This is a genomic window from Selenomonas sp. F0473 (assembly GCF_000315545.1).
Taxonomy (GTDB): domain Bacteria; phylum Bacillota; class Negativicutes; order Selenomonadales; family Selenomonadaceae; genus Centipeda.
This window is the reverse complement of sequence record NZ_JH992902.1, coordinates 1,378,992-1,402,283: the sequence shown is the minus strand read 5'-3', so window position 1 is coordinate 1,402,283 and position 23,292 is coordinate 1,378,992. Positions and strand designations below refer to the sequence as shown.

Genomic DNA, 23,292 nt, shown 5'->3' with positions numbered 1-23,292 from the left:
GTTGAGGAGTCCCGTGACTTGACACCGGTCGTAATTAGATGCGTTATCGTTCAAAACGTCATCCTCCCGGTCCTTTCTCCCCCAATCCGTCACAGCGAGATACGCCCGAACTCCTCCAGCATGTCGCGCAGGCTCATCCCGCTGGTCCCGCTCAGCGCGCCGCGGCGTTCGCCGGGCGCCTGTTTCATCTGCGCCACAATCGCGTCGAAGAGATCGTCCTCAATCGAGCCGGGAACCAGATGCTCCCAGTTCGCCGGATCGTACGGGCGTTCATGGATGGCGTTCTCCGGACGGCCCGTCACCTCCAGCTCCGAGATGAACATGATCTCGCGCCGCGTGGGACTGAGATAATAATGTTCGAGGAAATACTTGCCCGGACGGGCGTCTCCCGTCTCCGCGGACGCGCTATCCGCCGCGTCCTCCACGAGCCGTACCCACGCCTCGATCATGCGCTCGGAATTACTGTTCGGCCGCGGCAGCCACCGCGAGTTCTTGGAGTCAAGATAATAGGTAAATCCGTTGTCGACAAAAAGGCGCTTGAACCGCGCGGCTTTCTGGCGTTTCTTTTCCTCTTTGGCGGCCTTCTTCTCGGCCTTCTTTTGATCCCTGACCGCTTTCTTCGCGGCCTTTTGCGCGTCGCGCTCCGCTTTCTGCTGCGCGCGCGCGGCGTCTTTCGCCGTCTTCGCTTCCGGCGGCGCGCTCTTGAGCCCGCCCGTCTGCGTCTCGTCCGCCGTACGGTGCGGAGCCGCCGCGGTTTCCTCCGGCGCGGCCTGTGCGCCCGCAAGAGGCAGTACGAAGACGAGCGCGGCAAGGAGCCCCGCGGCCAATCTCTTCGCTCGGTTCATTGCGTCATCCCCTTATCAACGATTCCCGGTTTACCGTCCCCGCCGCGCTAAAATCCCCCGTAAGCCGGTCTCATCCGATCCTGAAAAAGCGCATAGGAAACACAACCTGGTTTCATACTTCGACGAAAAGGATATAAACCCTTCATTAAAATATTTATTTCCGCCGTCGCAGCCCCTTAGGATAGCCCTTTACCATATGTGCCCGTTCCGCGTTGTTCTCCTCCGCGCGGTTCTCCTCCCGCCGGGGTACGGACCCCGCCGCCGCGGCGGTATGCGCCCCTACCCCGCGGCCGAGCGGTTCCTTGCCCGGCAGTCCCGCGCGGCGCGGGTACGCATCCGGCGTGGGGCGCTCCTTACGGATATACACGACGGCGCGCACATCGTCGAGTCCCGGCAGGGAGACGGGGCGCGCGCGCATCTCGCCGCCGCCGATGAGCCGCACCGCCGCCGTGCTCTCCGCCATCTCCGCACGGTAGACCCGCCCCTTGAGCGCGAGGAACGTGCCGCCGACGCGGACGAAGGGGAGGGCGTACTCGACGAGAACGGGCAGGCGCGCGACCGCACGGCTGACCGCGATATCGTACTGCTCCCGATAGGTATGCGTACGCGCCGCGCCCTCCGCGCGCGCGTGGATACAGGCGACATTTGTCAGACGGAGTTCCCGCACGGCCTCCTCGAGGAACGCGATCCGCTTTTTCAGCGCATCCATCAACGTCACCGAAACGTGCGGCGCATAGATCGCGAGCGGCAGCCCCGGAAAGCCCGCGCCCGTGCCGACGTCGACGAGCGTCTGCGCGCGCGCAAAGAGGTCCTCATCGTAGGCGGCGAGACTGTCGACGATATGCTTCACGGCGACATCCTCGGGAGACGTCAGCGCCGTCAGATTCATGCGCTCGTTCCATCGAAGGAGCAGCGCGTTATAACGCGAGAACTGTTCCAACTGCCTGTCCGTCAGCGGGATCCCCGCCTCCGCCGCGCGTGCGGCCAGGATATCCGCAAAATCCTCCGTCATGAAACCGCCTCCTCCGTAGATGATGTTCCCCGCTTATGCGCGGGCGCCTTTGCTACCGCCCCGACGATAACGAACTGCACGCATCTTTCACGGCGCCGCATCCCGCTCTTTCAGCCGATGCCGCACAAACTCCGCAAGCAGCGTGTAGACCGCGCTGAACACGGGCACGCCGAGCAACATGCCGAGCACGCCGAACATGCCGCCGCCCACAATGATGGCGACGAAGCTCCACACCTCGGGGAGGCCGAGCGATTTCCCCATGATCTTGGGGTAGATGAAATTGCTGTCGATTTGATGCAGAACGATGAGGATCGCCAAAAAGATCAGCGCCTGCGCGGGCGACTCGACGAAGATGAAGACCGCGCCGATGCCGCCGCCGATCACGCCGCCGACCAGAGGGATCAGCCCCGTAAAGACGACGATGGCCGAGATCATCGCCGCGTGCGGGAGGCCGAAGAGAACCATGAAGGCAAACAGCCCCATCATGAAGATGAAGGAATCGAGCATCTGTCCGCAGACGAAGGAGTAGAATTTTTGATTGAACACCGCCCCGATGTGGATGAGCAGGTCGACCGTTTTCTTCTCCCCCGCGGCGTAGAGCAGCCGTTTTATTTGCCGCGTCAGCATTTCTTTGGCATGCAGGAAATAGACGCCGAGGATCACGCCGACGAAGGTCTGCACGATCCGCGCCGCGAATTCCGCCGTCGTGTGAACCGCCGTGTAAAAGGCGTCCGTCCGACCGCCGACGAGGAACTCCTGCCCGCGGCGCATGACCTCGTCCCAATCGACCGTCTGCAAGCGCACGGCATATTCCTGCAGCGACGGGATCTGCGCGAGCGCCGCCGCCGCCTGCGCGAGGGAGTTCGGGAGCGCTGCGGCGAGCGAGCGCATCGTCTGGATGAACTGCGGGATGAACGCGCTCGCGAATAGGTACAGGATGAAAACGACGCCGACCAGCGAGAGCGCGATCGACAGCCCGCGGCGATGGGACGCGAACCGCTTGCGGCGCGCGAGTACGCGCTCTATACTCTTTTGGGGGATGTTGAGCACAAAGGCAAAGGCGATCCCGACGAAAATCGGATAGAGCACGTTCCCGATGAACGCGAGACCGCGCAGCACCGCCTCATAGTGATTGAGCACCGCGGCGAAAACGATGGCAACGAGCAGTACGAGCAGCAGTTTCTGGAAGAATTGATCGTCGGCGGGAATGTTTTTCGGCGTGTTCACAAGCCCCTCCTTTCGATTGAACCGGTACGAACAGAATGATATTATAGCATAGATTTTGATGCGGCGGTTGATAGACGGGCGCGGGGAGAGGATATCGGCATACGAATGCCGCATTCACGCATCCTATGATAGCGAAAGCATGTGTGTCTTTCAATATGCGGCGGCTCCCACTTTAGCCGAACAAGGCCGGCACATACCCGCGCCGTTCGAGAATGAGATAAAGAAAAAATGTACCAGATACAAACCAATATCCAAGGATTAGATAATAAAAAACAGTACTTTCCGCCAAATCCTTGATACGATAATAGTCCCTCGGATTAAAATTCGGGTCCACCTGCGGCATCTCTCGCATGAACACAATTGAATATCGCCGTAGCAAAATCATAAGGATACCGCTATGATAAAGGAGTACAATCAGTAGCATATCCTGATAGGGACCCTCCAATGTGATCAGCCAAAAAATCAGCTCCCACGGGAGCAGTGCGTAGATAAACAGATGCCGAAAGCCCCAGCGCAGCACGAGCGGATACTTTGACTGCTTGAAACATATACTATATGTGATAACGCAGATCGTACCGATCAGGAGTATAGTCGCGAACCAAAACTCCGACCGCCCTGCCGCCTGTTCCAAAAGTTCGAGCATAATACTCCCCCTCTCATATGTTGCCGTATATTCATAGATATTTGAAGAATACGTAGAGCCCGCCGATCATTAACGCCGGAGCAAGCGGCCACATCCAATCGTGTCTTGTCACCCACAGATTATACGACCGATATTGCGCATCCCAAAAAGGAAGATCACACACATCCGTTCGTTTCAAATAGCGGCGATACCGGTGCGCCGGATACCAAGTCCCGAAAAGAGTCAGCCCCGCATAAAACGCAAACCACCCGCTCCCCGAATCCGTGTTGATAAAATATCTCGGTAAAAGGAAAAACGCTGTGATCGTTAAGTTCACAAACATCGCCGTCGTAAAAGAATATCCTATCAATACGTGTACCCCTTGTTTACTGAGCCGCCCCTTTTTATACTGTTCCCTTGCCCGGATTGCCATACCGATCGAGACAATAGTAATGGTAAAAAAGTACAGGATAATCGAATAAATATTTATAGGACCGCCCTCCTCGTTCTAAAAGATCCTGCTTATACCCTTGAGCGCAGCATACGACTACAACGACGCGACAATCATCAGTTTTTTATGTGAACGCTCATATCAGCCTACTTCTAACGAGATGCGAATGACACCCGCTAAAATTGATTGGTGCAGATCAGCCACAACAGATAAAGCAGGACGAACAGAGAGAGAGGAACCCCCCATGTGAGAATTTCCAGCCGCCATAGGAACGCAAAGTACTTGAGGTCAACGCGCGGCAGCCCCTCAAGCAAAACACGCCGCCAATAGCGCGTATAGACGCGAACCCCATAGCACGGGATGAGGTTCATCATCCACACATAGAAGACAAAGACCTTCCACCCTAAATCTGTATGTACGAATGAAAGAACCATGCCGGAATATAGGTCCGCAAGATAGGGGATCACCCCCATCATCACCGCGCAAAAGAAACTCGACATCACAAAGAGCAGCGGCGTACTCGCTTCGCCCTTATGATGCCAATACAGGACATGAATAAACGCACGCCCCGAGAGAATGACAACTGCCGCAATCATCGCGCGCATGCAATACACTTCCGGCTCGCTCATATGGATCTCCTTTTAGATGCGTTGGCCCGTTATAGAGCGATATAATGCGCTTTATGCTCTATTATGATACGATTCCACCGCCTCTAGAATATATTCCTCCCTTGAGCAGCGCTGTCAATTGAGAAACAGAAACAAAAGGGACCGTAACATTTGCATTTGAACGTGCAAGCGTCTCAGTCCCTATTACGATATGAATGACGGCCCACATGTCGGCGGCACTCCGCCGCAGTCTCACCCCCCCGGCTTCTCCATATACTTCCGCGTCTCGCGGACGACGACGCCCGAGAGGGCGAGCAGGGCGATGAGGTTCGGGATCGCCATGAGGCCGTTCACGATGTCGGCGAGGATCCAGATCGCCTCGAGTTTGAGGAACGCGCCGAGCGCGATGAGGACGATGAACAGGGCGCGGTACGGCAGGATGCCGCCGCGCCCCGCGAGATAGACGACGGCACGCTCGCCGTAGTAGTTCCAGCCGAGGATGGTGGTAAATGCAAAGAGCGCGAGCGATACGGTCAACAGCGCCCCGCCGATCTCCCCGTAGAATCCGGAGAACGCCGCGCCCGTCATGGCGGCGCCCGCCGCAGTTCCCTGCCATGCGCCCGTCAGGACAAGAACCAGTCCCGTCATAGAACATATAATGATCGTGTCGATAAATGTGCCCGTCATGGAGACGAGCCCCTGCTCGGCGGGTTCTTCGGTCTTTGCCGCCGCCGCCGCAATCGGCGCGGAGCCGAGCCCCGACTCGTTCGAGAAGACGCCGCGCGCGATGCCGTTTTGCATTGCCATCATGACGGTCGCGCCTGCAAAGCCGCCCGCTGCCGCCGTACCCGTGAACGCGCTGTCAACGATGAGCGCGACCGCCGCGGGGATATCGCCGAGATGCGCAAGGATGATCCCCGCGCAGATCACGACATAGAGCGCCGCCATAAAGGGAATGATGCGCGCCGCCACCGCCGCGATGCTCTTGAGACCGCCGATCGTGATCGCCGCGATGAGTAGCGTCAGCGCGGCGTCCGTATAGAGCCGCGGCACGCCGAAGGACAGCTCCACCGCATCCACGATCGCGTTTACCTGCGGGAACGTGCCGATGCCGAAGAACGCGACGAGCACCGTCGCCACGGCAAAGAACCCTGCAAGCGGGCGCCAGCGTTCCCCCATGCCGCGCCGGATGTAGTACATGGGGCCGCCGGCGATCTCGCCGCGCGCATCCGTCGTGCGGTACTTCACGGCAAGGAGCCCCTCGGCGTATTTTGTCGCCATGCCGAAGAACGCCGCCGTCCACATCCAAAAGACCGCGCCCGGCCCGCCGACCTGGACCGCCGTCGCGACTCCGACGATGTTGCCCGTGCCGATCGTCGCTGCGAGCGCGACGCAGAGCGCCTTAAAACTCGAGACATCGCCGAGCCCCCTGCTCTTCGCGCGCAGGAGCAGGCCGAGCGCGCGCGGCAGACGCGTGACCTGGATCAGCGAGAGCCGCACGGTCAGCAGGATGCCCGTCCCGACGAGCAGCGTGATGAGCGGCACGCCCCAGAGAAAGGAGTCGATGGCTTTGAGAGCGGGAATGAATGATTCCACGGCGCATACCTCCGTCAAAAGAATATGAAAATATGCGCGTATCATATCAAAAATATAGGAAAATGTCCATGTATACATGGATCATGCGTGCGTCATCATCTCCGATCCGGCACATAAACGGCATACATTGTCCTATGTCGGCAGGGCTTTTGCGTCCCGCAGCGAATAGATAGTAAGGAACGCAGAGTGCCGAGAGGAGGATTCCCATGTCCATCATTGCCGCCTATGTCGTGCCCCATCCGCCGTCCATCCTGCCGGAGATCGGCGGAGGCGCCGAACAAAAGCTCATGCTCACGGCGAACGCCTATGAGCGCGCGATGAAGGAGGCGGCCGCCGCGCAGCCCGACACCGTTATCATCGCGAGCCCGCACACGGTGTCGTACGCGGACTACTTCCACATCGCGCCGGGCGACGCGGCCATGGGCGACTTCGCAGCCTTCGGCGCGTCCGATATCAAGGTGGACGCCGTCTATGACGAGCCGTTCGCCAAGGCGCTCGAAAAGGCGGCAGGCGCCGCGGGGCTGGAGGCAGGGCCCGTCGGCGGGCGCAACGCCGCGCTTGACCACGGCGTGACGGTGCCGCTACATTTTTTGCAGGCGCACCGCACGGATTTCCGCCTCGTGCGCGTCGGGCTCTCGGGTCTCTCGCCGCTCGCCCACTACCGATTCGGCATGTGCATCGCGCAGACCGCCGAGGCGCTTGGCCGCAAGACCGTCTTCATCGCGAGCGCCAACCTCTCGCACCGCCTCTCCCCCGACGCGCCGCAGGGCTTTGCGCCCGAGGGAGCGCGCTTTGACAAGGCGTGTATGAAATACCTCGAGGAAGGGGACTTTCTGAAACTCCTGCGCATTGATCCCGCCCTCGCAAAGGCCGCGGGCGAATGCGGCCTGCGCGCCCTGTGGATGATGGCGGGCGCGCTCGACGCCCGCGCGCTGAAGATTAAAAAACTCTCCTATCAAGGGACGACGGGCATCGGCTACGGCGTCGTCTCGCTCAGGGTGACGCGCGAGGATCCGCGCCGCGCGTTCGCCGAACGCTACGAGCTCATGGAGCGGCATGCCCTCGCCGAACGCAGATCCGCCGAGGACGATGCGGTACGGCTCGCGCGCAGTACGGTCGAGCAGGTCGTCACGGAGGGAACGCTCCCCCCGCTGCCGCAGGATCTGTCGCCTGAGATGACGGCGCGTGCAGGCGTCTATGTCACGATCGAAGCGGACGGCGCATTGCGTGGTCGCGCGGGTGCATTCGAGCCGACGGAAGCGTCCGTCGCTGCCGAGATCGTTAAAAGCGCCGCGGACGCCGCCCTGCGCGATCCGAGCTTCCCGCCCGTGCGGGAGGAGGAGCTGCCCGCCTTCGTCTATACCGTCGACGTACTCGCAGAACCGGAGCTCGCGGGGAGCGCGGCGGACCTTGACGTAAAGCGCTATGGCATCATCGTCGAGTACCGCGCGCGCCGCGGCCTCGTCCTGCCCAATCAAGCGGGCATCGCGACCGTCGAGGATCAGATCAAAACCGCGCGCCGCTGCGCGGGCATCCCCGCGGACGTTCCCGTCCGCATCTGGCGCTTTACCACCGAGCGGCATTGCTGAATTAAGGCCGCGCAATGAAAAAGACCTCTCTTCCATCCGCGGAATGAGAGGTCTTTTGGTGCCGTTACACCGCCTGATTGACCAGTGCGGCCACGCCGCCCGCGCCCTGTGCGGCACGCGAGGCGAGCAGAGGCGCGCGTCCGAGGGAGGTTCCCGAACGCGGGGGGCCCGCGATGCTGCGCATGAGCTGCTGCTGTACCGCGGCGTTTGCGCCGCGCATGCGGGTCTCCGAAATGAGTCGGCTGCCGCGGTAGACCTGCACGAGGACGGAGCCGTCCGATAGGAGACGCGTGAAGACGGCGTCCCCTTCCGCGGCGGAATCGTCACGATCGTCCGCGGCATCTGACCGACGGAGATCCTCCAAGATGTCCTCGAACGCGTCGGAAGCCTCTTTCTGTGCCGAGCGCTGCACCGGTCTCACCGCCGTCACAGCGCGGCTGCCGGAAATTTTTTCAAGTGCCATCATGGTCCCTCCTTTCGCGGTTTCGGTAAATTCTATGCATCTTGTAAATAGTATCAAGGATATATGTTAAGTTTCGCTTGGAGAAACGTTATGATACTATTTAAAAATTTTTCGAACTGTATGTAACGTTCTCACAATATAGGTCTTATACGCCCAAATAGAACTAAAAAAGCCCTCCCGCCCGGCCGTAAGGTGAGAGAGCTTTTGCGTCGGGCCGCGTCTAGAGCATCGTGCTCATCATGGCGGCCGCCGCCGTGCCGACGGCCCCCTGTGCCGCGCGCGACGCGCGCAGGGGATTCTGCCCGGGATCGTCGGGATCCTGCAGCACCTTCTTCTCGACCTGTGTGCTCATGATCTCCTTGCCGGCCGCGGGATCCGATCCGCGCGTCATACTCTCTGAAATCAATTTGTTGTCACGGAACACCTGCACGATGACGGAGCCGTCGGCAAGCACGCGCGTCACGACGGTGTCGCCCTCCGCGTTATCGTCTCGCGCCCGGCTGTTCGCAGGCTTCGCCGCGCGCAGGTTCTGCAGAATGTGCGCGAACGTATCGGCGGCGTCCTCACCGCGCAATACGCGCCGCGCGGGCGTCTGTGCCGTCACCGCCGCCGCCGCAGACACCCCGCGCCCGGCGTAAAGCTTTTCAAATTCCATCTGATTCCCTCCCTTCGTGCGTCCTGCAGAGTATCGCTGTCCTTATCCATAGTATCGAACGTTTCGCGCAGGATTTAAGCGAAGCGCGCAGGGTTTGTATTTTCTCCGCCGCCGCCGTATAATGAGCGAAAGGAACGGAGTGATGATGATGAGCGAAACGAGCCGTCCCGGCTTCACGTCGGACTATATGGAGGGCGCACATCCCGCGATATTGCAGCGCCTCGCGGAGACAAACATGGTGCAGGCGGCGGGCTACGGACTGGACGCATTCTCAGAGAGAGCGCGCGAAAAGATCCGCGCGGCGTGCGCTGCGCCGAGTGCCGAGATCCACTTCCTCACGGGCGGGACGCAGACGAATATGACGGTGATCTCCGCGATGCTGCGCCCGTATCAGGGCGTCGTCGCAGCGGAGACGGGACACATCGCGCTGCACGAGGCGGGCGCGATCGAGCGCGGCGGTCACAAGGTGCTCGCGCTGCCCGCCGTCGATGGGAAGCTGACGGCGGACGCGGTCGCGGCGTGTCTTAGCGCCTATGCGGACGACGAGAACCGCGGCCACATGGTGATGCCGGGCATGGTCTATGTCACGCATCCGACGGAGTACGGGACGCTCTACACGCGCGCGGAGCTCACCGCCGTCAGCGATGTCTGCCGCGCGCACGGCGTGCCGCTCTTCCTCGACGGCGCGCGCCTTGCCTACGCGCTCGGCTGCCGTGCAAACGAAGTAACGCTCGCAGACATCGTGCGCCTCACGGATGTGTTCTACATCGGCGGGACGAAATGCGGGGCGCTCATCGGCGAAGCGGTCGTCTTCCCTCAACCGGGCACGGTGCCGCATTTCTTCTCCATCGTGAAGCAATGCGGCGCGCTGCTGGCGAAGGGGCGTCTGCTCGGCATCCAGTTCGACATGCTCTTTACGGACGGTCTCTACGAGCGCTGCGGCGCACACGCTATTGCCGCCGCCGACCGCATCCGTGCGGCGCTCCGGGAGCGCGGCTATCGATTCGCGTGGGAGACCCCGACGAATCAGATCTTCCTCGCGCTGAGCCCAGCAGAGCGGGAGCGGCTCGAACAGCATGTGCAGATTGATTTTTGGGAAAAAATCTCGGACGAGACGACCGTCATGCGCATCGCGACGAGCTGGGCGACGCGCGCGGAGGACGTCGACCGGCTGATCGCGGCGCTGTAGATACCAAAACATGCGGAAACACGACTGCGCATACGCTCGCACGCCTCTCCAAATTTTACCCGGATACAAAGGCAGAGCCGGCGCGCCGAATAAGTGCGCCGGCTCTATCTTGTATATTTAATCACATATTCTCGTCCGCCGGAACGTTTGAATTTAAGCTCGTCGGTAAAAGACCCGCTATTTTTTCTTTCAAGCGATCTTCATTTTTCTTTTTTAACTCGCACTCCCAAATGCGAATCACTTGCCATCCTCGATTTTCAAACAGCGCCGTGACTTCCGCGTCGCGCCGTCGATTAGCCTCGCGCTTCTTTTCCCAATAATCTCGATGATCTGCCGGCCGGGTGTTCCTGCAATCGTGCCCGTGCCAAAAACAGCCGTCCACAAAAACGGCGATCTTAAACGATAAAAAGACGAAATCCGGACGCCCCTTAACGGAGTAGTTCCGCCTCCATCCTTTAATGCCGTAGCGACGAAATATCTCGATCAATCGTAATTCCGTCGATTTATTTTTCTTGGATTTAATATTCCGCATAATCGCGGAGCGTTTTTTCGCGCTAAATATATCCATACCGGTAACCGTCGCATGCTCTATGTTAAACGAACCGAATCTGCAAATTCAACTTCATGTAAGAATCCCCGTCTTCTTCATATAAATCGCCGAATCCATGCCGCCCGGTGGAGGCGGTTTCGTATCGCGTATGCGCGAGCAGGTAATTCTCAAAATAATTGCGATTGTACAGATGGTACGCGACGACTTCGCCCTCTCGGGTCACGACGATATAACCGCCCGTCGCCTCGTCCTCCCCGTTCCAAACGGTCGCGGGCCTCATGCCGAGCGCTACGGCGGAAAGTAGTTTTTTGAACTTATAAGCATAGGCATGGATATTCCCGAAGGATAAGGGATCCTCTAGCTCCAGACGCTTGACCATATCGGAACACAACGATATCCCGTCCCGATAATAATAGAGGAGCGTCTCGGCAATTATGCGATCCATATTGCTGTCAATCAGTAAAAGGTTATCGCGAAAAACTTTTTTCTCCATGCCGAAGTAAGAAAACACGCGTCCCTCTCGTATGAGATTCGCTATTTTTTCGCGGAGCTCCGCGCGTCGCTTTTCGCCCGCGCGGCCGTAATTTGATTGTTCCTCCGCGAGCGACAAGATCGCCGCGTCCGAAACTCTATAAATAAAATTCGTCGTTTTCCCGGCGTTTAACAGCGTCGGGCTGTCTCCTAATTCCGATTTGATACTAAACCCGACGATCGGACGATATCCCGTATGAACGTCCAGCAGGTGAACGACGATATCGGATTTATTCGCCGGCGGCTCCGCCAATCGAAATACGAACATTCTTCGCGCAAACGCTTCCGTCCGCTCGAACGCCAGACTGCTTCCGCGCGTCGCGCCGCGTAGCTCGTCCAATAAATATCGCGCCTCGCGCTCGATATCTCGCGCGTCTATCTCGCCGACATTTTCATCGTTGATATAGATTTTTACAAACTCTCCCGTTTTATACTCCGCCCGCTTCTCTTCCGTCTCTTTCCGCAGCACGCTCAGGACGGGGAAAAACAAATCCGACTTATTAAATGCTTCGTCGGCGGCGTATAGTTTCCCTTCCGAGAGAAGTTTTAGAAACACGTAAAGCTCAGACCATTCGCCTTTATTTCCGGTCAACATGCGATCGTATCCTTTTTACAAATCTCCGGACGCGCCGATTCCGATTTCCGGAGGTTTTCATAAATCATCTCCGCAATCGCCCGAATCACGGGGACGGTGACGGAATTCCCGAACTGCCGATAGAGATGGGTGTCGGCGACCGACAGGCGGTAACTATCGGGAAAGCCCTGCAGGCGCGCCCATTCTCGCGGCGTCATTTTGCGTATAAAATCGCGGTTGATATGTCCCTTAATATGTGTGACGGGTTTAAAATCGGTAAGGCGCGTATCGACGATGAGATTCCTCTCGCGCCCCATGCCGCCGCAAACGAGCGCGCCCGCCACATCGTCAAGCGCCCTGATCTCGAAACCGAATCCGTGTCCCTTCGCTTCGTGACGTTTTTTATGTCGAATCAACGACTGCAGATATTGATCCGATAAGTAATATTTCGGAGAAACTTCCCGCGATTCCATAATATCCTCGATACAAGCGGGCGTGCCCGCGGCTTCCGGAAATGAAAAATCGATCGCATCCGCGTCGTCTCGGAACGCGACGATATAGATACGCTCGCGATGTTGCGGAACCCCGAAGTCCTTGCTGTTAAGAACTTTGTAAAAAATACGATAGCCGAGTTTTTCAAAAATACTCCGAATGACGCGAAACGTACGCCCGCGATCGTGGTTCACGAGATTCTTTACGTTTTCGCAAAAAATAACGCGCGGACGATGAAAGCGCGCAATGCGTTCGACATCGAAAAAAAGCGTCCCTCGCGTATCTTCGAACCCCCGCCTTTTCCCCGCGAGCGAAAACGCCTGACACGGAAACCCCGCCAATAAAATATCGTGCGCGGGGATATCTGCTTCTCGTATTTTCGTTAAATCGCCGCGTATCGGAAACGGATCGTGAAAATTTTCTCGGTAGGTGATTTGCGCCTTTTCATCCCATTCGCTGACAAATACCGTATCGATATCTTTTTCAAAGGCCTGATCAAAACCCAATCGTATTCCGCCGATTCCGGCAAAAAGATCGATCGCCTTATACATACCGCACCTTCAATCGTTCGTTTTATAATGCCCAGTCGCGGGACGTATTTATTCTACCACAAAACATATTTTCGAGCAACGAAGTTAAGGAGAAGCCTATATCCCCTCACTCAACGGAGCGCTTGAACCCCCGTAGGGCGACGCCGAAGAAAAGGAGGGTAAAGCCCGCGAGGAAGAGGGTCTGGTGCCAGAGCGCGGCGATGCCGCCGCCCTTGAGGAAGATCATGCGCTGGATCTCGATGTAGTGGGTCATGGGGATGGCGAGACTGATGTATTGAAAAACGGTCGGCATCGCATCGCGCGGAAACATGAATCCCGAGAGGAGGACGGCGGGCAGGAGTGTCGCGAGACTGAGGAGCCCGGCCTGCAGCTGATTGCGCGCGAGCGAGGAGATCATGAGGCCCATCGTGAGCGAGGCGAGGAGGAACAGGGTCGTGAGCGCGTAGAGGAGCGGAATGCTCCCGCGCAGCGGCACGCCGAACACGGCGAGCGCGACGATGATCGAGACGGTCGCCTGGATATAGCCGAGGGCGATGTACGGCAGTATCTTGCCAATGAGCAGTTCCCATACATGCAGCGGCGTGACAAGGAGCTGCTCCAGCGTGCCTGTCTCACGCTCGCGCACGATTGCCATCGAGGTCATGAGCACCATCGTGAGGCTGAGGATGATGCCCATGAGCGCGGGCAGCATGTAGTAGGCGGTGACGGCATCCGGGTTGTACCACGCGCGGATGCGCACGTCGTAGGCGGGCGCGGCCGCCGGCGCGCCGCGTGCGGCAGCAGGCCGGACATGTATGCCGAGCCCCGTGAGCGCAGCGATCGCGGCGGTCGAGCCGATGGAGTCGGAGGCATCCACGATCGCCTGGATCGGCACCGTCCGCCCCCGGTTCGCCTCCGCGGTGAGATCGGGCGGGAAGACGATGCCGATGCGCGCGTCCCCGCTCTCGATCCGCGCATCGAGCTCCTCATAGCTGTAGACGATATAACGCAGGTCAAAATACCCGCTCGCCGTCATGGCCGCGAGGAAACTGCGGCTCTCCTCGCTCCGCGACTGGTCGAACACGACGGTCGACTGATGCTTCACATCCGTGCTGATCGCCGTCCCGAAGACGATGAGATAGACGAGCGGCAGGAGAAAGGTCACCCCGATCGTCATGGGGTCGCGCCGCATCTGAATGAGCTCCTTGCGCAGGAGCGCCGCAATGCGCGTCATCTCCTCACCCCCTCTGCTGTCTGTCGTAATAGATGAAGACGTCCTCCATCGAGAGCGCTGCGGGCTGCGCCCGGACCTCCGGCGGCAGCTCTGCGTCCCGCGGGATGAGCGCGCGCACCTGCCGCCCGAACACATAGACCTCGTCAAACGGCGCATACGCCGCGCGCAGCGCCGCCTCCGCCGCCTCCGCACTCTCATAGGGCAGGACAAACAGGCGCGCGGGCAGCTCGGCCTTCAGCGCGGCAGGCGAACCCGCGGCAATCTTGCGCCCCGCCTGCAAAAAGGCGATCTCATCGCAGTGCTCCGCCTCGTCCATGAAATGCGTCGTGACGAAGATGGTCGTGCCCCCGCCGCCCGCCATCTCCGAGAGCAGGTTCCAAAAGAGCCGCCGGGACGTCGGATCGACGGCGGACGTCGGCTCGTCGAGGACGAGGAGCGCCGGACGGTGCAGGATCGCGCAGCCGAGCGCGAGGCGCTGCTTCTGTCCGCCCGAGAGACCGCCTGCGAGGACGTCCCGCTTTTCGACGAGCTGCATCTGCGCGAGCACGTCTGCGCAGCGGCGGCGGCGCTCCTCTTTTGCGAGGCCGTAGAGCCCGCCGTAGAACATCATATTCTCCCACACCGTAAGGTTCTCGTATAGGCTAAAGCGTTGCGACATATAGCCGATCGACTGCTTGACCCGTTCGGGGTGCGCGGCGGTGTCGCAGCCGAGGACGAGCGCGGTGCCGCGCGTCGGCGGGAGCAGGCCGCAGATCATGCGGATCGCGGTGGATTTGCCCGAGCCGTTCGCGCCGATGAAGCCGAAGATCGAAGCGCGCCGCACGGTGAGGTTCAGCCCGTCGACGGCCGTATAGCTGCCGAATACGCGCGTGAGGTCATGCGTCTCGATGACGGGGACGGCGGACGTTTCATTTTGCATGGTGCCACTCCAGGTCCACATCGGCGGGCATGCCCGGCTTCAGCGCGCCGTCCTCGTTCTGGACCGCGACCTTGACGGCAAAGACGAGGTGCGCGCGCTCGTCCTTCGTGATGCTCTGGCGCAGCGTGTACTCGGCCGCGTCGCTGATCTCCGTGATCGTCCCGTCGAGCGGCGCCGTGCGGCCGTCGATGTAGACGAGCGCCGCGTCGCCGATGCGCAGATCGCCGAGGACGTCGGTCGTCACATAGACCTTCACCCAGACGTCCCGCGGGTCGATGATGGTCGCGATCGCCGCGCCCGCGCGGACGTACTCACCCGGCTCGTAGTTCTTCGTCAGGACGACGCCGTCCGCGGGGACGCTGACCGTGAGATCGCCGACGGCAGCGTCGTCGATCGCGAGGATCGCCTGTTGGCGCTTCACATCCTCCTCGGCCATGCGGATATCCTCGGGACGGCTGCCGCGGATGAGCAGCGCCTCCTGCTGCTCCGCCGCGACCAGATTTGCCTTGGCGGTCTCCTTCGCCGCGCGCAGCGCATCGAATGCCTGCGGCGCGATCGCGCCCACAGCAAGGAGCTGCGCCCCGCGCTCATAGTCCGCCGCCGCCTTGTCCGCCGCGGCGCGGGCCGCCCGCGTGCGCGCCGCGGCTGCGGCGATGTCTTCTGCCCGGCTGCCGTGCACGGCGCGGTCGAGATTCGCCTCCGCGTGGGCAAGCGCGGCCTCATCCCGCAGGCGTGCCGCCGCAAGGTCGGGGCGCCGAATGCGCGCGGCAACGTCCCCTGAGCGCACCGCCATGCCCTCCGTGAGCAGCAGCTCCTCAATGTATCCGCTCTCCTTCGCGCTGATGTCGATGCGCATCGCCTCAACCGTACCCGTGAGGAGCTGCGCCCGCGTCGTCTGCGTGCTGTAGGAGCGGTACGCGATCACGGAGAGCGCGGTCACCGCGATGAGAACAAGAACGACGCGTACGTGTTTGAATTTCATGCGGTCATCCTTTCCGAGACAGCAAATATGCGCCGTTATTTGGTACAATATTGCCGAATTATTTAAAAACATTATACCATGGGATTCTATAGAAAAATCAATATTTTTCTATTAAATGCATCGGCAGCCGCGCACGCATGCGCGCCGAACCGCGCTTCACGATTGACAGCACGGGGCACGCGCCGTACAATGAGTACAGCGGTTGTTCCCCCCCCTCCCGAAAGGAGTGTGCATCATGAAAAAGATCCTCACGCTGTGCCTGCTGACGCTGTTCCTGCTCAGCGCCGCGGGCTGCAACGCCGCGCAGCAGGCCGCCGCGCCGACACAGCAGCCGACGGCAAGTACGCAGGCGGCGCCCCTCGCGCTCAAGACAAAAATCCTCTTTGTCAACACGAGCCACCGTCCCGACGGCAACACATACAAGATGGGCGAATCGTTCCTTGCGGGCATCCCGCACGACACGCTCTTTTTGAACGACTACAAAATCTATCAGCTTGGCCAGCACTATGACGACGATCAGCTCGCCGCCGTGCTCGCCGCGATGGAGCAGGCGGACACCATCGTCATCGGCACGCCCGTCTACTGGCACACGATGAGCGGCGCACTCAAGACCTTCATCGACCGCCTCTACGAACTGGACAAGCCCGTCAAGGCGCTCGCGGGGAAGAAGCTCTATTTCCTCATGCAGGGCATCGGCCCCTCGGAGACGACGATCGAACAGCTGCCGTATATCATGTCGCGCATCGCCACACGGTATGATATGGAATATATGGGCGCGGCGCCCGATCCGGACGATCTGACGGCGCTGCAAGCCGTGCTGCACGGTAATTGATAAGCGGATGCCGCAGGCGGCCCCGTGCAGTTTACCATCTACCCGCATATGTCGCACAACCGGACGATCCTCCTGCCCGAGCTGCCCGAATCCGCAGCAATGGACGCGGAGATTCGGCAGTTTGTCGATGCGCAGTTGAAAAGGTGAATTGCGCAGGTAATCATAAACATGCTATACTCATTATAAAGGAGATGAGTATATGCCCGAGTTAAGCCGCTTTTTTGGCATCGTTGTAAAGATGATTTTCAAAGATAACAGTCAGCACCATAAACCGCATGTGCACGTTTACTTTAATGAATATGAGGCATCCATCGGAATTGATGGCGAACTCCTTGCCGGCAGCATCCCTGTCAAACAGCTGCGGCTCATTGAAGCCTGGCTCGCCATTCACGAGGATGAATTATATGCCGCATGGAACAATGCGGTACGCGGTCTGGCATTCGACAAAATCGATCCGCTCAGATAAGGGAGGCAGAGCTATGTATATCATCGACGGCATTGCCTATGCGGGAGAACAGAAGCCTGCGCTACGCGTCAGTGGCGTGCGTCCGCTCGACGACTTTCGCCTGTGGGTGCGGTTCAGTACCGGCGAAACGAAGATTTTCGACTGTAAGCCGCTTTTTAAGCTGCCCATCTTCGCCCCGCTGAGGACGCCGGAGACGTTTCACTCCGTCTATATTGACTATGGCGTCGTAACATGGATGGGCGGCACGATCGACATCGCACCCGAGACGCTGTACGACGGGGGTGCGCCAGTGCAGGAAGCGAGTCCTGCATAATCTCTAGCGCGTGAATTGCATACAAAAAGCCCCTAGGAGTGCCCCAACACTCTCTAGGGGATTTGTCGTTTGGTGACAACTTGCCAACCGTATCTTTCTGCAATCATTATAGCATTTACATGCAAAAAGTCAATTTCGCCCCTGCTCCTACCGCAACCCAAGTGACGCGGAAGTTTCGATGCATCGCAAGGAACTAGAAAAATCCAAGCGACGGCGTAGTTAAAGGCTACTCCTAGCGAAGCATTCAACGATATGACACCGCCGTGCGCCAAGATCGGCTGTCACGCCTCCCTTCGGGCTTTCTCAAGATAGACCAGCAATACCGAAATATCGGCGGGGGAAACACCGCTGATGCGGGACGCCTGTCCGATGGAGCGCGGACGGACGGCGGCGAGTTTTTCCTGCGCCTCGAGACGCAGGCTCGCGATCGCCGCGTAGTCGATCCCCTCCGGGATACGGCGCGCTTCGAGCCGCTCCATGCGCGCGATCTGCTCCCGCTGTTTGCGGATGTAGCCGTCGTAGCGCACGGTGATCTCGACCTCCTCCTTCACATCGTCCGCGAGCGCGGGGAGATCAAAGATGCGCGCGAGCGCGTCATAGCTGCCCTCGCGCCGCAACAGGTCGGCGAGATTCATCGGCGTGCGCAGAGGCAGCAGCCCCGCCGCCGCGAGCCGCGCCTCCGTCGCCGCATCGGGCGTGAGTTTGGTCATTTCGAGCAGACGGAGCGCCGCCTCGATGGCGTCGCGTTTCGCGGTAAACTTCGCCCAGCGCGCGTCGCTCACAAGCCCGATCTCACGTCCGACGGGCGTCAGGCGCAGGTCGGCGTTGTCCTGCCGCAGGATGAGGCGGTACTCGGCGCGGCTCGTCATCATGCGGTAGGGCTCCTCCGTCCCCTTCGTCACGAGGTCGTCGATGAGGACGCCGATGTAGCCGTCGCTGCGCCCGAGGATGAGCGGTTCCTCCCCCGCAATCTCCCGCGCGGCATTGATGCCTGCGACGAGGCCCTGCGCCGCCGCCTCCTCGTAGCCGCTCGTGCCGTTCGCCTGCCCGCAGCTGTAAAGCCCCGCAACATCCTTTACGGCAAGCGAGGGCTCAAGACCCAGCGGGTCAAAGCAATCGTACTCGATGGCGTAGCCGGGGCGCATGATGCGCGCATGCTCGAGCCCCGCGATCGTCGTGAGGAACGCCTCCTGCACATCGGTCGGCAGGCTCGTCGACATCCCCTGCACATACACCTCGTTCGTATGCAGTCCCTCCGGTTCGAGGAAGAGCTGGTGCCGCTCCTTATCGGGGAACCGCGCGATCTTCGTCTCAACGGACGGGCAGTAGCGCGGCCCGATGCCCTCGATCACGCCGTTTGCCATCGGCGCGCGGTGGAGATTCGCGCGGATGACGTCGTGCGTCGCGGCGTTGGTATAGGTGAGCCAGCAGCGCATCTGCGCGCGCGGCATCTCTCCGGTCATAAAGGAAAAGGGCGGCGCGTTCTCCTCGCCCTCCTGCACCTGCGTGCGGGCAAAGTCCACCGTGCGCGCATCGACCCGCGCGGGCGTGCCGGTCTTGAACCGCATGATTTTCAGCCCCAGCTCCCGCAGGGAATCCGAAAGCGCCATCGCGGGGCGCTGTCCGTTCGGCCCGCCGTCGTAGATGGTCTCGCCGAGGATGATGCGCCCGCGCAGATACGTCCCCGTGGCGAGAATCACGACGCGCGCGGTGATCTGTTCGCCCGTCTCGCAGCGGATGCCCGTGACGCGCCTGCCGGCCGCCGTTTCCTCCGAGAGGAGCGCGGTTACGAGAAGCTGACGCACGTCGAGGTGCGGCGTATTTTCGAGCGTCTCCTTCATGATGCGCTGATAGAGGAATTTATCCGCCTGCATGCGGAGCGCGTGGACGGCGGGTCCCTTGCCCGTGTTGAGCAGGCGCCGCTGAATGGACGCCCGGTCCGCCGCGATGCCCATCTCGCCGCCGAGCGCGTCGATCTCGCGCACGAGGTGACTCTTGCCGGGGCCGCCGACGGACGGGTTGCAGGGCATCATGGCGATGTTGTCAAGCGAGAGCGTCACGCAGAGCGTCTTCCGCCCGAGCCGCGCCGCCGCGAGCGACGCCTCGACGCCCGCGTGGCCCGCGCCGACGACGATGATGTCATAGTCTGTCGCTTTATTCATAGTTCCTTTCATGTTATGTTTCTTATTATTTCAAATCAGGCTTTACTATGGCGCTTAGGCATATTTCCTGCCGCTGCACGGAACGCCGCGCGCATCCCTGCGGCTCACTAAATTTTCCGGCAACACGAAAAAGGGCGTCCTTACATATATAAGGGGAGTATGGTCTTCATTACAAGCATCCCTACTTCCCGATGCAGAACTCGCTGAAGATCCTGTCGATGAGGTCGGCGTCTACGGTTTCGCCGAGGATCTCGCCGAGGATCTCATAGGCGGCGCGCAGATCGATGGACACAAAATCCGTGCCCATGTCCGCCGCCAGCGTCTCCTCCGCCGCCCGAAGATGCGCCGCCGCGCGCCCGAGCGCCTCCGTCTCGCGCTCCTTGTTCGGGAGCGCGCCGTCGCCGAGGTCTCCCTCCATGCGCAGGGCGATATCCGTAATCGCACGGCGCAGCGCGTCCAGCCCCGTCCCCGCCCGCGCCGAGATAAAGAGCACCGGTGCATTGAGCGCTGCAAAGTCTGCCGCGGCGAGGACGGGCGTACGATCCTCCTTGTTGCAGAGGACGATGATATCCGCCGCCGCATCCCGCAGACGCTCCATCAGCGCACAGTCCTCCGCTGTCAGCGGCGCCGTGCCGTCAAAGACGGCGAGGATCAGCTCCGCATCGGCGATCTGCTCCTCCGTCCGTGCAACCCCGATCCGCTCGACGGCATCCTCCGCCGCGCGCAGCCCCGCCGTATCGAGCAGGCGCAGGGGAATCCCGTCGACAAGTATCTGCTCCTCGATCACATCGCGTGTCGTCCCCGGCACATCCGTCACGATGGCGCGCTCCATGCCGAGCAGGGCGTTGAGGAGACTCGACTTGCCGACGTTCGGCCGCCCGACGATCACAGTCTTGAGCCCCTCGCGCAGGATGCGCCCCGCCTCCGCACCCGCGAGGAGCCGCGCGACATCCTCGGACGCCGCGGCGATATCCGCCGCGAGCGCCGCCGTCCGCGCCTCCGGAATATCGTCCTCGGGGAAGTCGATCCCCGCCTCGATATGCGCGACTGCTCCGAGCAGGCGCGCCCGGATCCCCTTGATTTGCGATGAGAGCGCGCCCGCCGCTCGTTCCCGCGCGGCACGCGCCGCCCGCGCACTCTTTGCAGCGATCAGCTCCATCACGCCCTCCGCACGCGCGAGATCGAGCCGCCCGTTCAGAAAGGCGCGCTTTGTGAATTCGCCCGCCTCGGCGGGACGCGCCCCCGCCTCCCATGTCCGCAGGAGCACCTCGCGCAGAACAGCCGTGCCGCCGTGGCACTGCAGCTCCGCCGTATCCTCGCCCGTATAGGAATGCGGCGCGCGCATACAGAGCAGGACGCACTCGTCGATCACCGCGCCGTCCCCTGCGACGATATGACCATAGCGCGCCGTATAGGGCGCCATCTCTTCGAGCCGCCCCCCACGCGCCGGGCGGAAGACTGCGCGGGCAATATCGAGCGCATCCGCCCCGCTCACGCGGACGATACCGATGCCGCCCGCCCCCGGCGGCGTTGCGATCTGACTGATCGTGTCGCGCTCTCCTCGCATCCTATCCCCTTCGCCGTTTCGTCAAAAAAGCCACCCGCGCCTGCACCGATGGCCTGCACATCTCGCCTTCATGTGCGTCCATTATAGCGCCCTCTTCCCGAAACCGCAAGCAGCACCCGCGGTTGATAACCAAACGCCTCCGGCAGCGCGCCGTTTTCCACGATGGCGACGCTACGCCCTATCATTCCGCGTCATAAGCGCACGATAGGCCGCCTCCACGTCCCGCGTATACCCGCGGATATCCATCAGCGGCGACGCCTGCATCATCGGGCGCAGGTTCTCGCGCAGCGCGCGACGCGTATCGACATCGGCAGCCAGCCCCGCGGCGATCCTCACATACGCGTCGGACGTCGGCGCCGCGAGCTCCTCTATCCCGATATTCGCGAGCAGACTCTCCCCGAACCGCGCGCCGTGGCTTCGCCCGCGGAGCGTCACGACGGGCACGCCCATATAAAGCGCCTCGCAGGTCGTCAGTCCGCCCGTATAGGGAAACGTGTCGAGCGCAACGTCCATCTCCGCGTATTCCGCAAGGTAGTCCTTACTGAACGCGCGCATCGTCACGCGCACCGGATCGATCCCCGCGCGCACGAACCGCTCCTCCGCCGCGCCGCGCCCCTGCGCCCCGGCAAACAGCTTGCTCTTCACGAGGAGCCGCGCATCGGGCACCGCGTCGAGGAGTGCGCGCCATACGCAGAGCACCTCGTCCGTTACCTTACTGAAATTATTAAAGCAGCCGAACGTCACATAACCGACGCGATCCGACGGCGGCGGCGCAGGATCCGGCATCCGCGAGAGCGGCACATAGCAAAAATGGCTGTGCGGCAGCCGCACAACCTCCTCCGTGCAGTCCGCCTCCGTCCCGGGCGGGTCAAGATAGACGTCCGAGAGCATGTACCGGACGGCGGGCAGCCCCGTTGTATTAAAATATCCGATCCCTGTCATCTGTACAGGAGCGGGACGGTGCGCGAGCACAGGAAGGCAGTTGTCCTTCGTATGTCCCGAAAGATCGACGAGGATATCGATCTCGTCGCCACAAATGCAGGCCGCCGCATCGGCGGCGGGCACCCCCCAGATATTCCTCCATACGATCCGCTCCCGCCGCAGCGCGCGCGAGACCGCGTCCTCCGCGTTGTTCGCATAGCAATAGACCTCGAACTCCTCCGCGTCGAACGCGTGTAGCAGCGGATATAGGAACGAGACGACGGGATGCCGGCGAAGATCGGGGGAGACGTAGCCGACGCGGATTTTCTCGTGACCGTACATATCGCCCGGCGTACGGAGCGGGCGCATATCCGCATAGAGCGCCGCATAGCGCTGCGGCAGTCCCTCATAGGCGCCGCGCGCCGCCTCCGGCAGGTAGTTCACGGCAAAGAGCGCGTTGCTGTACTCGACCGCCTTCTTCTCCCGCGTCGTCTCCAAATCGCCCGACCGAACGAACGCGCGCACGGCGGCGTCCGTCTCGCCCGTCAGTGTGAGCGCCGATCCGAGGAGGCTGTACGCTTCGGCAAGGAAAATCGTATGATACGCGCGGCTCTCCGGATCGCGTTCGATGCGCTCCGTGAGTGCGGAAATCATTGCGCGCAGGTGGAAAATCTCCGTCCGTATCTTTCCCTCTGCGCGGTCAATATAGATTTCCTGCATCGCTGCACCCGCGTGCGCAGGCTCAATCTCACGAATCCGCACAATCTCCGCTCTCGCCTCATCGTATGCCCCCAAGCGCGTACGCGCGGCCGCAAGCACATAGCGCACCTCTGCGTCATTCGATTCATGCGCGAGCCATATGCACGCCGTTTCCGCTGCCGCAGCATAATCCTTTGCGGTGTAAAACCGACTTGCCTTCGCTAGAACCTCGTCACGTGTGACCATTTACACTGCATCCTCTC

Annotated in this window: 22 protein-coding genes and 1 pseudogene; 6 read left to right on the top strand and 17 right to left on the bottom strand. The window is 60.8% G+C overall.

The genetic code is table 11. The annotated features are described in order from the left end of the window. Positions 1-89: 89 nt before the first annotated feature. The 6 genes and pseudogenes from HMPREF9161_RS06460 to HMPREF9161_RS06435 form a co-directional block, all read right to left on the bottom strand. Complete coding sequence (locus HMPREF9161_RS06460; protein WP_009728885.1) at positions 90-845, bottom strand: hypothetical protein; 756 nt, start codon at positions 843-845, stop codon at positions 90-92. A gap of 292 nt (positions 846-1,137) precedes the next feature. Then, positions 1,138-1,857: pseudogene (rsmG, locus tag HMPREF9161_RS06455) on the bottom strand (16S rRNA (guanine(527)-N(7))-methyltransferase RsmG); the annotation flags it as partial. Positions 1,858-1,944: 87 nt separating this feature from the next. Then, positions 1,945-3,084: an AI-2E family transporter gene (locus tag HMPREF9161_RS06450; protein ID WP_037348621.1), complete on the bottom strand. Its 1,140-nt coding sequence runs from the start codon at positions 3,082-3,084 to the stop codon at positions 1,945-1,947. A gap of 172 nt (positions 3,085-3,256) precedes the next feature. After that, positions 3,257-3,727 (bottom strand): hypothetical protein, encoded by a 471-nt coding sequence (locus tag HMPREF9161_RS06445; protein ID WP_009728882.1) that lies wholly within the window; start codon positions 3,725-3,727, stop codon positions 3,257-3,259. Between the two features lie 606 nt (positions 3,728-4,333). Further along, the gene (locus HMPREF9161_RS06440) at positions 4,334-4,786 is read right to left on the bottom strand and encodes a hypothetical protein (RefSeq protein ID WP_009728881.1); all 453 of its coding nucleotides are present in this window, start codon (positions 4,784-4,786) and stop codon (positions 4,334-4,336) included. A gap of 231 nt (positions 4,787-5,017) precedes the next feature. After that, complete coding sequence (locus tag HMPREF9161_RS06435; RefSeq protein WP_009728880.1) at positions 5,018-6,361, bottom strand: sodium:alanine symporter family protein; 1,344 nt, start codon at positions 6,359-6,361, stop codon at positions 5,018-5,020. 206 nt (positions 6,362-6,567) lie between these two features. Here HMPREF9161_RS06435 and amrB point away from each other — a divergent pair, with 206 nt between their 5' ends. Beyond that, complete coding sequence (gene amrB, locus HMPREF9161_RS06430) at positions 6,568-7,950, top strand: AmmeMemoRadiSam system protein B (protein WP_009728879.1); 1,383 nt, start codon at positions 6,568-6,570, stop codon at positions 7,948-7,950. 64 nt (positions 7,951-8,014) lie between these two features. Here the strand turns inward: amrB and HMPREF9161_RS06425 are convergent, their stop codons facing one another. Together HMPREF9161_RS06425 and HMPREF9161_RS06420 are read right to left on the bottom strand one after the other, a co-directional pair. Continuing rightward, positions 8,015-8,413: a hypothetical protein gene (locus HMPREF9161_RS06425; RefSeq protein WP_009728878.1), complete on the bottom strand. Its 399-nt coding sequence runs from the start codon at positions 8,411-8,413 to the stop codon at positions 8,015-8,017. 220 nt (positions 8,414-8,633) lie between these two features. Continuing rightward, entirely contained in the window at positions 8,634-9,068 is a 435-nt protein-coding gene (locus HMPREF9161_RS06420) for a hypothetical protein (protein WP_009728877.1), read from the bottom strand. A gap of 148 nt (positions 9,069-9,216) precedes the next feature. Between HMPREF9161_RS06420 and HMPREF9161_RS06415 the strand changes: the two genes are divergently transcribed. After that, a complete protein-coding gene (locus tag HMPREF9161_RS06415) occupies positions 9,217-10,257 on the top strand; it encodes a low specificity L-threonine aldolase (protein ID WP_084786822.1) in 1,041 nt (346 codons plus the stop codon). 121 nt (positions 10,258-10,378) lie between these two features. On the opposite strand, the gene HMPREF9161_RS06410 is transcribed toward HMPREF9161_RS06415, so the two are convergent. The 6 genes from HMPREF9161_RS06410 to HMPREF9161_RS06385 form a co-directional block, all read right to left on the bottom strand. Continuing rightward, on the bottom strand, positions 10,379-10,825 hold the full coding sequence (locus HMPREF9161_RS06410; RefSeq protein ID WP_051010569.1) for a very short patch repair endonuclease: 447 nt from the start codon (positions 10,823-10,825) through the stop codon (positions 10,379-10,381). A gap of 25 nt (positions 10,826-10,850) precedes the next feature. After that, a complete protein-coding gene (locus HMPREF9161_RS06405) occupies positions 10,851-11,933 on the bottom strand; it encodes an HpaII family restriction endonuclease (protein WP_009728875.1) in 1,083 nt (360 codons plus the stop codon). Further along, positions 11,927-12,955: a DNA cytosine methyltransferase gene (locus HMPREF9161_RS06400; RefSeq protein ID WP_009728874.1), complete on the bottom strand. Its 1,029-nt coding sequence runs from the start codon at positions 12,953-12,955 to the stop codon at positions 11,927-11,929. The genes HMPREF9161_RS06405 and HMPREF9161_RS06400 overlap by 7 nt, the downstream gene beginning before the upstream one ends. A gap of 106 nt (positions 12,956-13,061) precedes the next feature. Then, positions 13,062-14,168 carry an ABC transporter permease gene (locus HMPREF9161_RS06395; protein WP_009728873.1) on the bottom strand — a complete coding sequence of 369 codons (1,107 nt, stop codon included), beginning with the start codon at positions 14,166-14,168 and terminating at the stop codon, positions 13,062-13,064. Positions 14,169-14,172: 4 nt separating this feature from the next. Continuing rightward, positions 14,173-15,087 carry an ABC transporter ATP-binding protein gene (locus HMPREF9161_RS06390; protein WP_009728872.1) on the bottom strand — a complete coding sequence of 305 codons (915 nt, stop codon included), beginning with the start codon at positions 15,085-15,087 and terminating at the stop codon, positions 14,173-14,175. Beyond that, complete coding sequence (locus tag HMPREF9161_RS06385) at positions 15,077-16,069, bottom strand: HlyD family secretion protein (protein WP_009728871.1); 993 nt, start codon at positions 16,067-16,069, stop codon at positions 15,077-15,079. The genes HMPREF9161_RS06390 and HMPREF9161_RS06385 overlap by 11 nt, the downstream gene beginning before the upstream one ends. Before the next feature lie 235 nt (positions 16,070-16,304). Between HMPREF9161_RS06385 and HMPREF9161_RS06380 the strand changes: the two genes are divergently transcribed. The 4 genes from HMPREF9161_RS06380 to HMPREF9161_RS06370 are packed head-to-tail and all read left to right on the top strand — an operon-like array spanning position 16,305 to position 17,680. Then, entirely contained in the window at positions 16,305-16,901 is a 597-nt protein-coding gene (locus HMPREF9161_RS06380; RefSeq protein WP_009728870.1) for a flavodoxin family protein, read from the top strand. A gap of 24 nt (positions 16,902-16,925) precedes the next feature. After that, positions 16,926-17,048 (top strand): hypothetical protein, encoded by a 123-nt coding sequence (locus tag HMPREF9161_RS10150; protein ID WP_009728869.1) that lies wholly within the window; start codon positions 16,926-16,928, stop codon positions 17,046-17,048. 52 nt (positions 17,049-17,100) lie between these two features. After that, positions 17,101-17,367, top strand: coding sequence for a DUF4160 domain-containing protein (locus HMPREF9161_RS06375; RefSeq protein ID WP_009728868.1), 267 nt, complete (start codon positions 17,101-17,103; stop codon positions 17,365-17,367). A gap of 13 nt (positions 17,368-17,380) precedes the next feature. Further along, positions 17,381-17,680, top strand: a complete 300-nt coding sequence (locus tag HMPREF9161_RS06370; protein WP_009728867.1) for a DUF2442 domain-containing protein — start codon at positions 17,381-17,383, stop codon at positions 17,678-17,680. A 281-nt stretch (positions 17,681-17,961) separates the two neighbouring features. Here HMPREF9161_RS06370 and mnmG read toward each other — a convergent pair whose 3' ends face one another. The 3 genes from mnmG to HMPREF9161_RS06355 all read right to left on the bottom strand — a co-directional run bounded on the left by mnmG (position 17,962) and on the right by HMPREF9161_RS06355 (position 23,275). Further along, positions 17,962-19,842, bottom strand: a complete 1,881-nt coding sequence (gene mnmG / locus HMPREF9161_RS06365) for a tRNA uridine-5-carboxymethylaminomethyl(34) synthesis enzyme MnmG (RefSeq protein ID WP_009728866.1) — start codon at positions 19,840-19,842, stop codon at positions 17,962-17,964. A 181-nt stretch (positions 19,843-20,023) separates the two neighbouring features. After that, the gene (gene mnmE / locus HMPREF9161_RS06360) at positions 20,024-21,409 is read right to left on the bottom strand and encodes a tRNA uridine-5-carboxymethylaminomethyl(34) synthesis GTPase MnmE (protein ID WP_009728865.1); all 1,386 of its coding nucleotides are present in this window, start codon (positions 21,407-21,409) and stop codon (positions 20,024-20,026) included. 171 nt (positions 21,410-21,580) lie between these two features. Then, complete coding sequence (locus HMPREF9161_RS06355) at positions 21,581-23,275, bottom strand: hypothetical protein (protein WP_009728864.1); 1,695 nt, start codon at positions 23,273-23,275, stop codon at positions 21,581-21,583. Between the last annotated feature and the right edge of the window lie 17 nt (positions 23,276-23,292).

Coding starts and splice junctions, on each gene's coding strand:
- HMPREF9161_RS06460 (WP_009728885.1), bottom strand. CDS start 845: ATGAACCGAGCGAAGAGATTGGCCGCGGGGCTCCTTGCCGCGCTCGTC.
- HMPREF9161_RS06445 (WP_009728882.1), bottom strand. CDS start 3,727: ATGCTCGAACTTTTGGAACAGGCGGCAGGGCGGTCGGAGTTTTGGTTC.
- HMPREF9161_RS06440 (WP_009728881.1), bottom strand. CDS start 4,786: ATGAGCGAGCCGGAAGTGTATTGCATGCGCGCGATGATTGCGGCAGTT.
- amrB (WP_009728879.1), top strand. CDS start 6,568: ATGTCCATCATTGCCGCCTATGTCGTGCCCCATCCGCCGTCCATCCTG.
- HMPREF9161_RS06425 (WP_009728878.1), bottom strand. CDS start 8,413: ATGGCACTTGAAAAAATTTCCGGCAGCCGCGCTGTGACGGCGGTGAGA.
- HMPREF9161_RS06420 (WP_009728877.1), bottom strand. CDS start 9,068: ATGGAATTTGAAAAGCTTTACGCCGGGCGCGGGGTGTCTGCGGCGGCG.
- HMPREF9161_RS06415 (WP_084786822.1), top strand. CDS start 9,217: ATGAGCGAAACGAGCCGTCCCGGCTTCACGTCGGACTATATGGAGGGC.
- HMPREF9161_RS06410 (WP_051010569.1), bottom strand. CDS start 10,825: ATGGATATATTTAGCGCGAAAAAACGCTCCGCGATTATGCGGAATATT.
- HMPREF9161_RS06405 (WP_009728875.1), bottom strand. CDS start 11,933: ATGTTGACCGGAAATAAAGGCGAATGGTCTGAGCTTTACGTGTTTCTA.
- HMPREF9161_RS06400 (WP_009728874.1), bottom strand. CDS start 12,955: ATGTATAAGGCGATCGATCTTTTTGCCGGAATCGGCGGAATACGATTG.
- HMPREF9161_RS06395 (WP_009728873.1), bottom strand. CDS start 14,168: ATGACGCGCATTGCGGCGCTCCTGCGCAAGGAGCTCATTCAGATGCGG.
- HMPREF9161_RS06390 (WP_009728872.1), bottom strand. CDS start 15,087: ATGCAAAATGAAACGTCCGCCGTCCCCGTCATCGAGACGCATGACCTC.
- HMPREF9161_RS06385 (WP_009728871.1), bottom strand. CDS start 16,069: ATGAAATTCAAACACGTACGCGTCGTTCTTGTTCTCATCGCGGTGACC.
- HMPREF9161_RS06380 (WP_009728870.1), top strand. CDS start 16,305: ATGAAAAAGATCCTCACGCTGTGCCTGCTGACGCTGTTCCTGCTCAGC.
- HMPREF9161_RS06375 (WP_009728868.1), top strand. CDS start 17,101: ATGCCCGAGTTAAGCCGCTTTTTTGGCATCGTTGTAAAGATGATTTTC.
- HMPREF9161_RS06370 (WP_009728867.1), top strand. CDS start 17,381: ATGTATATCATCGACGGCATTGCCTATGCGGGAGAACAGAAGCCTGCG.
- mnmG (WP_009728866.1), bottom strand. CDS start 19,842: ATGAATAAAGCGACAGACTATGACATCATCGTCGTCGGCGCGGGCCAC.
- mnmE (WP_009728865.1), bottom strand. CDS start 21,409: ATGCGAGGAGAGCGCGACACGATCAGTCAGATCGCAACGCCGCCGGGG.
- HMPREF9161_RS06355 (WP_009728864.1), bottom strand. CDS start 23,275: ATGGTCACACGTGACGAGGTTCTAGCGAAGGCAAGTCGGTTTTACACC.